General features: G+C 61.6%; 11 protein-coding genes and 1 pseudogene. 7 read left to right on the forward strand and 5 right to left on the reverse strand.

The genetic code is table 11. From position 1 onward, the window contains the following. Positions 1-487 precede the first annotated feature (487 nt). Both DDA93_RS15045 and DDA93_RS15050 read right to left on the reverse strand, forming a co-directional pair. Positions 488-1105 carry a TetR/AcrR family transcriptional regulator gene (locus DDA93_RS15045; protein ID WP_116779196.1) on the reverse strand — a complete coding sequence of 206 codons (618 nt, stop codon included), beginning with the start codon at positions 1103-1105 and terminating at the stop codon, positions 488-490. A 27-nt stretch (positions 1106-1132) separates the two neighbouring features. Next, positions 1133-2434, reverse strand: a complete 1302-nt coding sequence (locus DDA93_RS15050; protein WP_116779197.1) for an ISL3 family transposase — start codon at positions 2432-2434, stop codon at positions 1133-1135. A gap of 379 nt (positions 2435-2813) precedes the next feature. Here DDA93_RS15050 and DDA93_RS15055 point away from each other — a divergent pair, with 379 nt between their 5' ends. From DDA93_RS15055 to DDA93_RS15070, 4 genes and pseudogenes are all read left to right on the forward strand, one after another. Beyond that, entirely contained in the window at positions 2814-3746 is a 933-nt protein-coding gene (locus DDA93_RS15055) for a sugar ABC transporter permease (RefSeq protein ID WP_116779198.1), read from the forward strand. A 65-nt stretch (positions 3747-3811) separates the two neighbouring features. After that, positions 3812-4645 (forward strand): carbohydrate ABC transporter permease, encoded by an 834-nt coding sequence (locus DDA93_RS15060; RefSeq protein ID WP_116779199.1) that lies wholly within the window; start codon positions 3812-3814, stop codon positions 4643-4645. A gap of 76 nt (positions 4646-4721) precedes the next feature. Beyond that, positions 4722-6052: pseudogene (locus DDA93_RS15065) on the forward strand (extracellular solute-binding protein). A 160-nt stretch (positions 6053-6212) separates the two neighbouring features. Beyond that, positions 6213-9317 carry a glycoside hydrolase family 2 TIM barrel-domain containing protein gene (locus DDA93_RS15070; RefSeq protein ID WP_116779200.1) on the forward strand — a complete coding sequence of 1035 codons (3105 nt, stop codon included), beginning with the start codon at positions 6213-6215 and terminating at the stop codon, positions 9315-9317. A gap of 121 nt (positions 9318-9438) precedes the next feature. Here the strand turns inward: DDA93_RS15070 and DDA93_RS15075 are convergent, their stop codons facing one another. After that, complete coding sequence (locus DDA93_RS15075; protein ID WP_192476517.1) at positions 9439-10647, reverse strand: IS110 family transposase; 1209 nt, start codon at positions 10645-10647, stop codon at positions 9439-9441. A gap of 480 nt (positions 10648-11127) precedes the next feature. Here DDA93_RS15075 and DDA93_RS15080 point away from each other — a divergent pair, with 480 nt between their 5' ends. Both DDA93_RS15080 and DDA93_RS15085 read left to right on the forward strand, forming a co-directional pair. Then, positions 11128-12330, forward strand: coding sequence for an IS110 family transposase (locus DDA93_RS15080; RefSeq protein WP_170838002.1), 1203 nt, complete (start codon positions 11128-11130; stop codon positions 12328-12330). Between the two features lie 106 nt (positions 12331-12436). Next, positions 12437-12817: a winged helix-turn-helix domain-containing protein gene (locus DDA93_RS15085; protein WP_347693897.1), complete on the forward strand. Its 381-nt coding sequence runs from the start codon at positions 12437-12439 to the stop codon at positions 12815-12817. Here DDA93_RS15085 and DDA93_RS15090 read toward each other — a convergent pair. After that, complete coding sequence (locus DDA93_RS15090) at positions 12814-13116, reverse strand: hypothetical protein (protein ID WP_019481131.1); 303 nt, start codon at positions 13114-13116, stop codon at positions 12814-12816. The two genes, DDA93_RS15085 and DDA93_RS15090, sit on opposite strands and share 4 nt — an antisense overlap. 4 nt (positions 13117-13120) lie before the next feature. Next, positions 13121-14065, reverse strand: coding sequence for a sodium-dependent bicarbonate transport family permease (locus tag DDA93_RS15095; protein WP_019481130.1), 945 nt, complete (start codon positions 14063-14065; stop codon positions 13121-13123). 259 nt (positions 14066-14324) lie between these two features. On the opposite strand from DDA93_RS15095, the gene DDA93_RS15100 reads away from it, so the two are divergent. After that, positions 14325-15200: a DUF6671 family protein gene (locus DDA93_RS15100; protein ID WP_051317608.1), complete on the forward strand. Its 876-nt coding sequence runs from the start codon at positions 14325-14327 to the stop codon at positions 15198-15200. The last annotated feature ends 445 nt before the right edge of the window (positions 15201-15645 follow it).

A 15645-nucleotide genomic window follows, 5' to 3' on the forward strand; every position in this document is an offset into this window, starting at 1 on the left:
TCAATGATGTTGTCAACAGTCCGGGCTCCCATCCCTGCACTTTTTCTCCCGGGGCAGCTGACGTGAGCGGCTACCTGTGCCGAGCCGGAATAGGGTTGCGTTTCCGATTCGCAACTCGCCTGCTGTCTCGAGTAGAGGAGGCGAGGCGGGTATTGGTGCAGTGGCATGCGAAGCACGAAGCACCCTCTACAAGCCTTTTCATCGCTTGAGCGGTGTTTCCCGCGTACGCTTCAAACGTCTGGGACACTTCTTCTTCCAACCGTCACGCCGCCCTAACAGCTAGTACCAAGTTGGAGTTCATATGGTCCGTCGGGAGTAGGAATCCAAAGAACCTCGCTCCGTCAGCCAGCGAAAATACTGATTGACGTTAGTTTTGCCTCTGTCCACTTGCCGTCGTAGGAGGCACGAGTACAACCAGCATTATGGTTTCCCGGTATTGAACGCCGAGTAGGTTTCCTCACGGCCCGTTGCTGTCGAGCATGGGTTGTTAGGCCGAGGACTTTTCTGGGTTGATGAGGATCAGATCAAGATAGGCCTTGAGTGTTTGCGGGACGTTCACGTTGCCTGAGCTGAGAAGCCACTGCGTTTGAATGCCGTCCCAGAGGGCAACGATTGTTGGTCCGGCGATGTCCGGGTCGATGCCGGGTCGCAGCCGTCCGGTGCTGGCCAGATAACGCAGTTCGTTGCTGTACTCCCCTCTGAGCCGTTGGAAGCGCTTGACGAAGTATTCCCGCGCGGGGTGGTCCTGAGTGGTCGCCTCTCCGCACAGCACCGAGTAGAGCTCGATCAGATGGGGGACGCCTTCGTTGTTCTCGGCTTGCTGGACGACGACCTCGGTGAAATGCTCGCGCGTTCCCGGCGTGTTAGGGCTGACTTCGTCGCGGTATTCAAGGACAGCCACAAGAAGCTGAGCCTTGGTTGGAAAATGATGCAGGAGTGTCGTCTGGGCGATTCCAGCCCGGTCTGCGACCTCTTGGATGCTCCCGGCGCTATAGCCTTTCGACCCGAAAACGGCGACTGCAGCCTCGAGTATTTCACGGCGACGCGCGGCCGTTTTCGCGTAAGGTCCGCGTGTGCCTCCACGGGCGGTGGACTTGATATGCATGGAGTCAAGTTTAGGGGCTCTTCGTAATTAGGAGTGTAGGTGGGGTCTGAAGCCGCCTGATTCGAGCAGGCTTCGGGCGATGTAGTGGGTGAGGTTCCTGAAGCCCAGAGCCGATCCACGCAGGTGCTCGAGCCGCCCATTGATGGCCTCCGTCGGACCGTTCGAGGTGCCGGGGCGGTCGAAGAACGCGAGGACATCAGCGGTCCGTTGTTTCAGGGTCCGCCCGAGCCGACGAATCTCGACCAGGGCGGTCGGCACGCCGGCGGTGACGGAGTCGATGACGGCTTTCATCATCTGCTTTCCCTTCTTTCTGTCGGGTTCCCGGTACGCGGCGATGATTCGCTGGTAGATGCCCCAGGTGGCTTCGACCTCGAGGTGATTCTCAGACCTGAACACTGCGTTCAGGCGGGCTTGCTGCTTCTCGGTGAGCAGATTCGCGCCGGTATGCAGTGTCCGTCGGGCCCGGTAGAGCGGGTCCCCGGACCGGCCCCGGTGACCGGTGGTGGCTTGTTGGACGCGTTGCCTGCACCGGTCCAACCCATCCCCGGCCAGCCGAACCACGTGGAAGGGATCCATCACCGGGACCGCGCCGGGGAGCTCCTCCGTCGTGGCGGTCTTGAACCCGGTGAACCCATCCATTGCCACGACCTCCACCCCGGCCCGCCACGCCCGCGGGCGATCAGCAAGCCACTGCTTGAACACGGATTTGGAGCGGCCTTCGACCATGTCCAGCAGGCGTGCCGGGCCCGTCTTCTCGCGGATCGGGGTGAGATCGATGATGACCGTCACGAACCGGACGCCTTTGCGGGTATGCCGCCAGACATGTTCGTCCACGCCGATCGTAGTGACCCCCTCGAACCTGCCCGGGTCATCAATCAAGACGCGCTTACCCTCGGTCAGGACGGCACTGTTCGCGGTATGCCAGGACACGCCGAGACCGGCTGCGACCCGGGACACTGTCAGGTGATCGACCACGATCGCGAACAGCGCCCACGTCAGTCCGCGGCGGGAGATCTTCGCCCTCCGATCAGCTGCCTTCGATGTGTCTTGCCGCCACGTGTGACCGCAGTGCTCGCACCGGTAGCGGCGCACTCGCACCAGCAAGGTGGTGGGCCGGTGACCAAATGGCTCATGGGCGAGCCGACGGACAACGGTGTCTCGCACGACGCCCTCAACGCCACACGATCGGCACCACGGATCTGCTTGAACGACGCGACACTCGATCACCGCCCGATGAGGGCGAAGGTGCTGACCAACGGCCTCGAGACCGAGCTCATCGAGGCGGCAGAACGTGGTGAGGTCAGGGCGAACGAAGGTAGCGTTGAGCATGTCGAGGTCTTTCGGGTGGATAGCGTCAGAACTTCCATCATCGGAAGGCCTCGACCTTTATCCCGTCACCGACGCGCCCACCCTGCTCACGCCGCCAGCACCCAGCGCACACTCTCGTTTACGAAGAGCCAGTTTAGGTTGACGTGAATATAGAGTAGTTACTCGCTTTTCATGTTACTCTCGTCATATCGACATCCTGAGCGCTCGACACCGCCTTTACGGTTCCCCGACGAAACGATGAGGCGAGAACGCGTACCACCTATGACTCGGCACCCCGAGACGGAGCTGGTGCTCGAACCGAAGTTGCCGACGTCGTCGCCATTCCCACAGGCACCGTCGGAGCTATAGGCACCGATCTAACAGGCAAGGAGGCCTCCTGATGGCTACCCTGAATCAGGCCCATACCCCGCTGCTCAAGGCGGGGCGGTCGCCGCATACGGCGCATAAGGGACGCAGCACACGCAAGGCGGTGGCCGTCTTCGTTGCACCCTTCGCCGTGCTCTTTCTCCTCTTCTACGCGGCGCCCATTATCTTCGCGATCATCCAGTCGCTCCTGACGGTTGAGCGTGAGGGAACGTTCGGCCCGCCGCAGCAGATCTTCGGCGGGTTCAGCCAGTACGTACTCGTCTTCCAGGACCAGGCCTTCTGGGCGTCCGTGGGCAGGGTGCTGCTCTTCGGCGTGGTGCAGGTGCCGGTCATGCTCGGCCTGGCGCTGCTGTTCGCGCTGCTGCTCGATTCGCCGCTGCTCAGGGGGAAGAAGTTCTTCCGGCTAGCATTTTTCGCGCCGTACGCGGTGCCGGGCGTCATCGCCGCCATCATGTGGGGGTTCCTTTACTCGCCCTCACTCTCTCCTTTCGGGGTGGTGACCTCGGAGGTCAACTTCCTGGGCGGTTCGCTGGTGTTGTGGTCGATCGCGAACATCGTCACCTGGGTGTACGTGGGCTACAACATGCTCATCATCTACGCGTCGCTGTTGGCGATCCCCACGGAAATCTATGAGGCGGCACGGCTCGACGGCGCCTCGAACGCGCAGATTGCCTGGCGAATCAAGATTCCGCTGGTGACGCCGGCGATCATTCTCACGGGTGTGTTCTCCATCATCGGCACGCTGCAGCTTCTCGCCGAACCGCAGACGCTGCGCAGCTTCAGCTCCGCGATCAGCAGCACCTACACACCGAACCTCGCCGTTTACACCACCGCGTCTGTGCCCAACTACAACCTGGCCGCTGCATTCTCCGTCGTCCTGGCACTGGCCACCTTCGTCCTCTCCTTTGTCTTCCTGAAAGCCACCCAGCGGAAGGTATCCCAATGAGCACGCCAACCGTTCCCTTGTCCACCGCGGAGAAAATACATTCCCGCGGACCCCGGGAGAGTGTCATGTCGCGCGCCGCGGCGATGCTCATCATGGGCGTATTCACCCTCTACTTCCTGACGCCCATCTGGTGGCTGCTCGTCACGTCTACGAAGGCCGGCGGCGAAATCACAAGGACGGCACCGCTCTGGTTCACACCTAACTCCATCTCGACGTTCTTCGCCAACCTCATCGAGCTCTTCCAGTATCAGGACGGGCTATTTATCAAATGGTTGGCCAACAGCGCCCTCTACGCCGGAGCAGGTGCGCTGCTCGGCACCATCATTGCGGCCATGTGCGGCTATGCGCTGGCGAAGTACGAATTCAAGCGCCGGGAAATCATCTTCAACGTGGTCCTCAGCGGCGTGTTGGTGCCCGCAACCGCGCTGGCCCTGCCGCTGTTCCTGATTTTCAGCGAGGTGAACCTTACCAATACCTACTGGGCGGTGTTCCTGCCCAGCCTCGTCAGCCCCTTCGGCGTCTACCTCGCGCGGATCTATGCCGCAGCCAGCGTCCCGGATGAACTCCTCGAAGCCGCGCGCCTGGACGGGGCCGGCGAGCTGCGGACCTTCTTTACGGTGTCCACCCGGCTCATGGCGCCTGCCCTCGTGACGATCTTCCTGTTCCAGTTCGTCGCCATCTGGAACAACTTCTTCCTGCCGCTGATCATGCTGCGCGACCAGGCGCTGTTCCCCGTCACGCTCGGCCTCTACGCCTGGAACAGCCAGATCAGCCAGATCCCTGAATTGCGCACCTACGTGATCATCGGCGCGTTCGTCTCCATCGTCCCGCTCATCATCGCTTTCCTCGGCCTGCAGCGCTTCTGGAGCAGCGGACTCAGCGCCGGAAGCGTCAAGTAACCCAGACTGCAAGACCGTAAGAACCGCCGGAAGGCACACGCCTGCCGGCCTCATCCATACACGAAGGAAAAACAGAATGCGTATGCATCACGGAAAGACCACCGCCGCCGTCGTCATGGTCTCCGCCCTGGCCCTCGCGGGCTGCTCCGGTGGAGGCGACAGCTCCGGAGCGCCGGGAGCAGCGGCGTGCGAGCCCTCCAACGGGCCTGTAGAGCTCACCTACACCGCATGGGTTCCGGGCATGGACCAGGTAGTGGAGCTGTGGAACGAGGAAAACCCGGACATCCAGGTCACTGTTCAGACCGGTCCCAATGGGAATGCCGGCACGTACCGGAACTTTTTCAACCAACTGCAGGCCGGTAACGCACCTGACCTGGGTCAGATCGAATACGATGCCCTCCCTAACTTCCGCGTCCAGGACGGGCTCGAGAACATTGCTGCTTGCGAAGGCATCGCCGAAGCGAGTGACCAGTTCATCGACTGGACCTGGAGCCAGGTGACCTTCGGCGAAGAAGATGCCGTCTACGCGGTCCCGCAGGACAGCGGTCCCATGGCGATGTTCTACCGCGCTGACCTTTTCGAGCAGGCAGGGATAGAGGTTCCAACCACCTGGGAAGAGTACGCGGCCGCCGCCGATCAGATCCGCGGGGAAGGCGGTTACATCCACAACTTCCAGCGCGCGGACGTGAATTGGTTCGCCGGCCTCGTCTGGCAGGCAGGCGGCCAGTGGTTCAGCAGTGAGGACGACGGCTGGGAGGTCAACCTGACCGGTGAGGAGTCCATGCAGGTGGCCGAGTACTGGCAGGGACTGCTGGAGGACGACCTTGTCTCCACAGTGCCCTCCTTTTCCGATGAGTGGAACGCCTCGATCAGCCAGGGCGAGCAGTGGACCTGGGTATCAGCGGTCTGGGGTACCAGGCACCTGCAGAGCGCTGCCCCGGACAGCGCCGGCAAGTGGGCAGTTGCCCCGATGCCGCAGTGGGAAGAGGGCCAGAGCGCTGCCAGCAACTGGGGAGGCTCCACTACAGCAGTCCTGAAGGGCTCCGACCACCCCTACGAGGCCTCACAGTTTGCTCTCTGGTTAAATACCGATCCCGAAGCGCTGGCTCTCGCGAACGAACTCGGCGGGCTCTACCCGGCTGCTACCGCCGGCGCAGACCTCGAAGCATTCAGCGGTAAGTCCGACTTCTTCGGCGGACAGGTCGTCTACGACGTCTTTGCCGAGGCTACGCAGAACGTGGACCCTGAATTTACCTGGGGACCAACGATGACCCAAACCTATACAGACGTTTCCGACGGCTTCGGCGAAGCATCGCAGGTGAATCAACCCTCATGGAGGCCCTCCAGCGCGCTGAACAGCAAACCATTGAGTCGCTGAAGGCGCAGTCGATTCCTGTAGTCAAGTAACGGGTCCCAGAAACCAGTCTGCCCACTCAATCGGCCTGACACGGTTGATTGAGTGGGCCCCTTCAAGGCCGGGCATTTTTGTCGATCGTTCCAGCCGTCGCAACCACAATCATCCTCCATCCTTGTAGTGCGTGGAGGCCTCACTGAAGGAGCCGTCAAAGTGATCCCTCGCCGTTCTGAAGTTGCCGCTTACATCACCGATACCGCGCCCGGAGGGGGAAGCCGCCTCCCTGCACGGTCCTGGCTGCGCAGCGACGCTCCGTCACTGACGCTCGACGGTGAGTGGCGCTTCCGCCTCCTCCCCGGCGTGCCCGGCACGCCCGGCGGTCGGGGCTTCCTCCCCCAGGGCGAGGCACCCGAAGGTATGGCCACAGAAGAGTACGACGACGCTACGTGGGACACGTTGCCCGTTCCATCGCACTGGGTGCTTGAAGGCGACGGTGCGTACGGCCGCCCGATCTACACGAATGTCCAGTTCCCCTTCCCATGCGACCCGCCGTTCGTCCCTGACGGGAACCCGACCGGGGACTACCGCCGCACCTTCGAGATTCCGGAGGAGTGGATCAAAGCTGAACGCACCGTGTTGCGCTTCGAAGGCGTCGAATCCCGCTATAAGGTATGGGTCAACGGCGAAGAGATCGGCTGGGGGGCAGGCAGCCGCCTGGCCCAAGAATTTGACGTCACATCAGCTATTCGGGGCGGAAGCAACACGATCGCCGTCCGCGTCCATCAGTGGTCCGCTTCAAGCTACGTCGAGGATCAGGACCAATGGTGGCTCCCTGGCATCTTTCGCTCCGTGACACTTCAGGCACGCCCGGCTGGTGGAATTGAGGACGTCTGGCTCCGCAACGGATACGACGACGGAATCGGGACGCTCGATCCAGAGGTGAGCGCACCGGCGTCGTCATTCCCCATCCGGCTTGCAATCCCAGAGCTCGGGATCGACGTCGAGTGGACCAAACCGGCGGATGTCGCGCCGCTTGAGGTGGGCAGCGTCCAAGCCTGGTCCGCCGAAGTACCGCGACTCTACGACGCGACTGTCGCCAGCACCACGGAGACAGTCGAGCTGAGGATAGGGTTCCGAACCGTCGAGATCGTTGGCGACCAGTTCCTAGTCAACGGCCGTACAGTGACCTTCCACGGCGTAAACCGGCACGAGACCCACCCCGAACAAGGACGCGTATTCGACGAAGACTTCGCCCGCGAAGATCTTTTACTCATGAAGCGCTTTAATGTGAACGCCATCCGCACAAGTCACTATCCGCCCCACTCGCGACTGCTCGAACTCGCGGACGAGCTGGGCTTTTGGGTAATCCTCGAATGTGACATTGAGACGCACGGGTTCGAGCGGCACAACTGGTTCGGTAACCCAAGCGACGATCCTGCCTGGAATGATGCTTACCTCGACCGCATTGAGCGGACGGTGGAGAGAGATAAAAACCACCCGTCCATCATCATGTGGTCCCTTGGTAATGAATCCGGTACGGGCGCGAACCTCGCTGCGATGTCCGCGTGGATACATGCCCGGGACACGGGCAGGCCCGTCCACTACGAAAGCGACTACACGGGCGCCTACACAGACGTTTACTCGCGCATGTACTCCACAGTGCCTGAAACGGAGACAATCGGCCGTGACGGCGACACCAGTCCTCTGCTCGGCTGTTCGCCCGCCGAGTCCGCCCGGCAGCGTACCAAGCCGTTCATCCTGTGTGAGTACGCCCACGCGATGGGCAACGGCCCCGGTAACCTCTCACTCTACGAGTCGCTTGTCGACCGATACCCGCGGCTACACGGCGGGTTCGTATGGGAATGGCGCGACCATGGACTCCGCACCCGCGCCTCCGACGGGACCGAGTACTTCGCATACGGCGGCGACTTCGGGGAGGAAATCCATGATGGAAACTTCGTCCTCGACGGCCTCGTACTCTCCGACTCCACACCGACCCCTGGCCTCTACGAGTTCAAGGCCGTCATCGCCCCCATACGGATCTCCTTCGAATCGTCGGGAGGAAAGGACGCTGGAAGCAAGCCTCTCCTACGCGTGCGGAATCTCCGCCATACTGCGAGCACCGCAGACCTGACCTTTCGTTGGCGGCTGGAGGATAACGGTGAGACGGTCGCCTCCGGCGATCTTTCGATCCTCGGCCAGCACGGCGGACCACTCGAAGCCGGCGAGGAAACAGTGCTCGCGCTGCCCACTACGGGGCAAGGCTGCCGGGGAGAGGCATGGCTAACCGTCGAAGCCGTTCTCGCTAACAACACGGCGTGGGCGGAAGCGGGACATGAGATCGCCGCCGCACAACTGCAGCTCGCTGAACGATCCGCACCGGCCGGCCCGCGACCAATCAGAGGCCCGTTTGCCCCCGCCGCTGGCACCAACCGACTCAAGGTCGGCCCGGCCGTGTTCGACGACGGCCGCCTCGTCGCGCTGGCAGGCCTGGCAGTAGACGGCCCACGCCTGGAGCTCTTCCGCGCCCCCACCGACAACGACCGCGGCCGTCTCGTCGGCAGCTACATCGACTCGGATCCCTGGGCGCCCGATGCCCACGGCATCCCAGGTAACGGCCGACCGGGCCCGTCATCTGCAGAACGCTGGCACTCGGCCGGGCTGAACCGCATGCACGGAAGGGTTGAATCAGTTGGAACCAAGCGGGGCGCCGTGCGCGTCCGCACCCGCTACGCGGCCGCGGACCACGCCCGTTACGTCACAGTCGATGAGACGTGGCAACTCGACGGACAGGACCTATGGCTGCGCATCGATCTCCTTCCCAGCAGCGGCTGGGACGGCGTTTGGCCGCGCGCAGGAGTTCGTTTCGGTCTGCCTGACACCGTAGACAGCGCCTCCTGGTTCGGTCTCGGTCCGCACGAATCCTACCCGGACAGCGTCCACGCGGCTTTGGTGGGACGGTACCAGGCGGCTATCGACGAGCTCCCCGTCAAATACGGGCGCCCACAAGAAACAGGTCACCGCAGCGGCCTGCGCTCCCTCGATCTCCGCACGGGAATTCACCCATGGCTGCGGATCGACGCTTTCCCGGATTCGCAGGGACGCCTGCCCGGTTTCACACTGTCCCGACACACAGCCCAGGAACTCGCAACCGCACCGCACCCGCACGAGTTGCCAGCCTCGGACCACTCCTGGCTGTATCTTGACGCAGCCCAGCACGGACTTGGCACCCGCTCATGCGGACCGGACGTATGGCCAACAGCGGCTCTCGCCCCCGAAGCCCACAGCCTGACCCTGCTCATATCAGCCACCGAATAGCATCCGGAGCAGAAACCCTTGGCGCAACTGCTATCGTCCTGCAAGGCTGACTAAGTCCCCGAAAGCATTTAAAGGCAACCGTCACTCAAATTGGAAACGGGAGACTCCTTCCTTCAGCGCGTCACGCTGCCCGGACACTTGTTACTCGCTGGTGCTCATAAGTAGTTCCGTCGCGGAGCATGGCCCAGAGAACGTTAAGCCGGCGTCGGGCTAGGGAGAGCACTGACTGAGTGTGGGTTTTACCCTCGGCCCGTTTGCGGTCGTAGTACGTCCGTGACGCGGTAGAACTCCTGAGACTGGACATGGCCGCCATGTAGCAGGCACGCAGGAGTCGGCGGTCATAGCGTCTGGGGCGGTGGTGATTGCCCCGAATTCTGCCCGAATCCTTAGGCACCGGCGCCAGACCAGCAACACCGGCGAGCCGGTTCGCGCTTTCAAAGACAGTCAGATCCCCGCCCGTAGCACCCAGAAACTCCGCACTGAGCAGCGGTCCGAAGCCGGGCATGCTCAGCATGATTTCCGCCTGGTGGTGTTCCCGGAAGCGCTCCGCAATCTGTGTGTCCAGGGCATCGATCTGGTTCTGCAGCTCAAGCACTTCCCGCGCTATGTCCGCCACTATCAGTGCACCAATACGCTGAGCCGGCACCGTGGTGTACTGGGATTTCGCTGCCATGAGGGCTCTTTCGGCCACATCGGCGCCGCTGCGGGCACCTTGGCTCCTGAGCCAGGTGTGCAAACGCTTCTGCCCGAGCCGGCGCAAGGCGTCAGGAGTCTGATACCTGGTCAGCAGCAACAGCGCAGCTTTTGACCTGCTGTAATCGAAGGCCTGCTCCAGGGCCGGGAAGAATTCCAGCATCTGGGCCCGTAGCCGATTGATCGCGCGGGTGCGGTCACAGGCCTTGTCCGTCCGGCGGGCCGTGAGGATCCGCAGGTCGACGCTGATGTCGTCCCCAGTGCGGACCGGTCGCAGATCCCGGCGCATGCGGGCCTGATCGGCGATGACAGCGGCGTCCTTCGCATCAGTCTTGCCGTCCCCGCGGTAGGTCCGGGAGGCATGATGCACAGTGCGCCCCGCGATATAGAGCAGGTTCTGATCATGGGCCGCGAGCAAGGCAATCAGCAGAGCAGCTCCGCCGTGGTTTAGATCAACGGCCCAGACCACCTCTCCCCCGTCACCGAGACCCACAACGCCTCCAATCAGCTCAAGCAACTCCGACTCATCGTTAGCTACCCGTTGGGAGAACACACGGTTTCCCTGAAAATCAATAACGACACAGTGGTGATGGGTTTTACCGGCGTCGATCCCGGCCCACAATTGCGGCAAAACGATCTCCCTTCATCGGCGAATGCGAAACCCAACAGATAACCGCGCCGTCGTGTCCTTATCCAGCGATCACTTGGTGTCGCGTCTCTCAATTAGCGGTCGGGCCATCATGGAAGTGACAGGCGGCCAATCCTTCGAAGCCATAACAGCTGTCTGGCACAGCAGCAAAAGCCATACCCATCACCCCTGGGTAGCCAAGACACTACAACTGCCCTGCGAACTACCTGCTCAACAACATAAGGAGTCCTTATGTTGTTACCGGGCTCAGTTCCGCGGTCATTGTAGGGTCGTGGCTACCCAGGGAGGCGGGTATGGCTTGGCTGCTGTGGACCGCACGCTTGCACGTGACGGCTCCGTAGGATTGGCCGCCCGCCACCCCGCGATGACCCGACCGCTGATTGAGAGACGCGACATGATCGCCGGATAAGGACACGACGGCGCGGTTATCTGCTGGGCTCTTCTCATCCAACAGACTGGAGGCTGTTCTTGGTGCAATTATGGGCCGGCATCGACGCCGGCAAAGCCCATCACCACTGCGTTGTGATCGATGGCGAGGGAAACAGGCTGCTCTCGCAGAAGGTTCCCAACGACGAAGCGGCGCTCATCCAACTTTTGGGCACGGTCCTGGACTTATCGGACGGTGGTCCTTTGGTGTGGGCGATGGACTTGAATCATGGCGGACCGGCGCTGCTCATCGCGTTGCTTGTTGGTCATGGTCAGAACCTTCTCTATATTCCTGGGCGGACGGTGCACCACGCCTCGAAGATTTATAGGGGTGACGGCAAGACAGATGCCAAGGATGCCGCTGTGATCGCCGACCAGGCCCGGATGCGGACTGACCTGCAGCCTTTGCGCGCCGGTGACGAGATCAGCGTCGGGTTGCGACTCCTAACGGCCCGGCGGGCTGACAAGTCGGCGGATCGGGTGAGGTCGATTAATCGACTCAAAGCTCAGCTCCTGGAGTATTTCCCCGCGCTGGAGCGGACCTTCGATTACAGCCGATCCAAAGCCGCGCTGATGTTGCTGACCAAGTACCGGACTCCGGATGGGATCCGCCGTGCCGGCCAGGCGCGAATCCAGGCGTGGTTGAAGAAACACGGTGCTCGTTCCTCGGCAGCGGTTGCTGCGGCTGCGGTAGAAGCCGCGAAGTCCCAGCAGACCGTCGTTCCTGCCCAACGCATCGGGGAGGTGATTGTCGCAGCCCTCGCCCGCGAAGTGGCAAGTTTGAACGAGGAACTGGAAGAACTGGATGCGCTGATCAGCGAGAAGGTTACTGAACACCGGCATACCGAGGTGCTGTTGAGCATGCCCGGCTTTGGCCCTGTCCTTGCCGCCGAATTCCTTGGTGCCACCGGCGGAGATATGACGGTTTTTCAGTCTGCGGACCGGTTCGCCGGTGTTGTTGGATTGGCGCCGGCGCCGAGGGACTCCGGAAGGATCAGCGGCAACCACCATCGGCCAAGACGATACGATCGCCGGCTGCTCCGCGTCTTCTTCCTCTCCGGGCTCTCGGCGCTTAAATCCTGCCCGGCCTCACGTGCCTATTACGACCGAAAACGGGTGGAAGGGAAATCTCACATCCAGGCCATGCTCTCGCTCGCCCGACGGCGGCTCAATGTCCTCTGGGCCATGCTCCGCGACGGCACTACTTACACCTTGGTATCGCTGGCACCACCACTTACAGCCTGATCTAGCCGTCTACGACCGGCGGCTTGGTAACGAGACGATTCCTGCGCCTGGCGATCATAAGCGTTGTGGGTGCTTGCTGTGGATTGGGACCGGCGGCGCTTTCGTCGTGCCCAGATCCGCTATTGTCCAAGGGGTGGCGACTGAAGATTTTGAAGCAAAGGAAAGCGAAGTGTCAGGCAGCGGCATCGGGTGGACGTTCCTGACTAACCACGCCCACGTACTGTTGACCATTGCCCGTGATCCGCAGATACGGCTACGTGACCTGGCTGCCACGGTGGGGGTCACGGAGCGTGCCGCCCAGAAGATTGCTGCTGACCTTGTCGAGGCCGGCTACATCACCAGGACACGGGCAGGCAGGCGAAACATCTATTCTGTGGTGTTCGGCCGCCCGTTCCGGCACCCTGTTGATGCCGGCCATCAGCTTGACGAACTCCTTGCTGTGCTCGTGCCTGAAAAGGGGCAGCCCGCGGAGGGCACGAAGGCCTAGAACTTGGCCGGCCGCAGGACCTCGACGTCGCTCAGAAACAGGATCATGGCGTAGTCCTCGTAGTAGTGCTCGCGAAGGTGTGCAGCAAGGCCTTCCGCTATCACGGCGTCGCAGACCACCTCGATACGGATATTGCTGTTCGCTTCCCAGCCTGCTCCGCGGACGCCCCGGCTGCCTTTCCCGCGCGCGTCGGTGATGGTGTATCCGTGGGCGTGGTGTTGCTCGATGTCGCGGACGAGGGTTGATTCGAGGACGGCCTCGGTGACGATGGTCAGGAGCTTGCGTCGGTGGCTTTCCATGGCTTTATCCCCTCGCGAAGGTATGGATCCAGATGGACAGGGCGTGGTAGAGCGGGATCCCCACCACCACGTTGAACGGGAAGGTGATCCCTAGGGATGCCGCCAGCGACAACGTGGGGTTGGCTTCCGGTACGGAAATGCGCATGGCCGCCGGCGCCGCGATGTAGGAGGCACTTGCCGCCAGTGTTGCCAGAATAGCTGTTCCGCCCACCGACAGTCCTAATGCCCAGCCCAGCCCTGCACCTATGACGGCTGAGAACAGCGGCATGATGATGGCAAAAGCCGCTAGGAACACGCCGTATTTGCGCAGGCCTCCGAGCTGCGTTGCTGTCAGCAGCCCCATTTCCAGCAGGAATAAGGCAAGGATCCCTTTGAACATGTCCACAAACAGGGGTTCGATGGAGGACAGGCCATCGGGTCCGGCGATCCAGCCGATGAACAGGCCACCCAGGAGCAGGACAATGCCTTTTCCGAGGAAGACCTCGTGAGCGACCGTTTTCCACCTGGTCTCCTTGGAGACTCCCCGCGCCAAAACTATGCCCACGATGATGGCTGGTACTTCCAGCATCACCAGAAGCAGCGGCATGTGCTCTTCGAAGACGACCTGTCGAGTGCCCAGGTAGGCGATGGCTACGGCGAAGGTACCTACACTGACGGAGCCATAGTGGGCGGCAATGGAGGCTGCGTCGGCACGTTTGAAGCGTCCGAGGTAGCGCAGCACCGGGAAGGCCAGAAGGGAAAGGAAGAATCCCATCGCCACTACGGCCAGGATCTGGGGTAGCAGTTCGCCAAAGGGCTGCTTGGCGAGTTCCACACCGCCCTTAAGGCCAATGGCCAGCAGCAGCACGATGGTGACGAACTCATAGATTGCCGCCGGAAGGCGCAGCTCCGACCGGAGCAGCCCGGCCAGCGCCCCAAGAATGAAGAAAAGGATGATGGGGTCTACCACATTAGGACTCTCTGATTATTTCCCGACGGAGTGAACAAGAGCAGTAATGAACCCTGCCGGGTCCCCTGGACTCACTGGCCGCAGATGCAAGCTCGTGCTGCCAGCATTTCACAAATCGCCGCATACATACGCATTGCAATTCATGAAACGTAATTCGTCTATTAGGATGTCTTCGAAGGTTTGGGGGACTGTCCCGGCCTCGGCACCTGGGATGAGGTGCCGGCCACTTCAGCCTCTGCTGCTCCATGAAAGGTGAGTTGTGACCAAGGCCGAATCTGATGATCCAATCCCGCATGCAATCTATGCCGGTGAACGCGTCGCTCTGCTGACCCAACATGGGAAGGAGCGGGTGCTAGGACCCGCGCTGGAGCATGCACTTGGGTGCCGGGTTGAACATGTCACGGGTTACGACACGGACTTGCTCGGTACTTTCACACATGACATTTCCCGCGCAGGAACACAATCGGAAACTGCCCGTAAGAAGGCATCGGTGGGCATGGAATTATCGGGCCTGTCGCTGGGTATCGCCAGCGAGGGTTCCTTTGGGCCGGATCCCTACATCGGCATGTTCCCGTGGAACATCGAACTAATCGTTTGGATGGACAACGAGCGCAATCTCGAGGTGGTGGGAATAGGCGAAGGGAAAACAAACTTCAATCACCTGCTCACCGGCGAGTGGGCGGCAGCCCAGGCGTTCGCCCGTGAAGTGCAGTTTCCTGGACACCATCTGGTCGTTCGCCCTGACGGCAAGGACGGAACGTACATCTGCAAGGGAATCGCGAGCTGGCAGGACCTGGAGCGCGCCTTTTCGAGAGCGTTGACTCGATCTTCAAACGGCTTGGTCTTAATCGAGACCGACATGCGTGCCAGCGCAAACCCAACACGCATGGAAGTAATCGGCCTCGCGGCCGAAGACCTTGCCCATAAGCTTCGCTCCTTGTGCCCAGCCTGCGGCACTCCAGGGTTCTGGCGAGTCGGCCGGGTACCGGGGCTCCAGTGCAGTGCATGCGGTACGCCGACCAGCGAGACGCGTGCTGAGACGTTTGGATGCCTCAAATGCCCTTACCACGACACCCGCGACATAGCCGATACAACGTCCGCACCCCCAAGTATTTGTAACTACTGCAACCCCTGACGTTTGCCCCTCCTTCTGCGCCGCCGCCCTACGTGTCAGGTCGGAAACCCTACAGGAGATCGCTTGATCCAGAGGGGGGATCCCCACCCGTGATTCCAAAGCCCCATTGGTGGATCACCTCATTGTGACCGGGGCCCTAACCGACCCGCAGGAATCCGTTGACAACATCATAGAGATTCCTGCGGATTATGCGTCCCCGCTGCACCGCCCAACTCAGCTGCGCTGAGCGGGCCGGAACCAAACAATCTGATCGGCGCTCCGACGTCGCTTATTTCCTCCCAGATTTCCCGGCACACAGACCGCCCTACGGGTTGACCAGCCCAGAGGAGAACAGCTCCGCGATGCTTCGCCAGCAGGCAAAAACAATGGGGGAGGGGACCAACACCGCACACACTCAAAAGCCCCAAAATCCCCGGAAATAAGCGGATCTACCCTATTAAAGTGG

The sequence above is a fragment of the Arthrobacter sp. Bz4 genome, from assembly GCF_003075455.1.
In the GTDB taxonomy this organism is placed as follows: domain Bacteria; phylum Actinomycetota; class Actinomycetes; order Actinomycetales; family Micrococcaceae; genus Arthrobacter_D.

What these genes read in the sequence shown, in the direction of transcription:
- DDA93_RS15055 (WP_116779198.1), top strand. Translation starts at nt 2,814, where the DNA reads ATGGCTACCCTGAATCAGGCCCATACCCCGCTGCTCAAGGCGGGGCGG.
- DDA93_RS15050 (WP_116779197.1), bottom strand. Translation starts at nt 2,434, where the DNA reads ATGCTCAACGCTACCTTCGTTCGCCCTGACCTCACCACGTTCTGCCGC.
- DDA93_RS15045 (WP_116779196.1), bottom strand. Translation starts at nt 1,105, where the DNA reads ATGCATATCAAGTCCACCGCCCGTGGAGGCACACGCGGACCTTACGCG.
- DDA93_RS15090 (WP_019481131.1), bottom strand. Translation starts at nt 13,116, where the DNA reads ATGGAAAGCCACCGACGCAAGCTCCTGACCATCGTCACCGAGGCCGTC.
- DDA93_RS15060 (WP_116779199.1), top strand. Translation starts at nt 3,812, where the DNA reads ATGTCGCGCGCCGCGGCGATGCTCATCATGGGCGTATTCACCCTCTAC.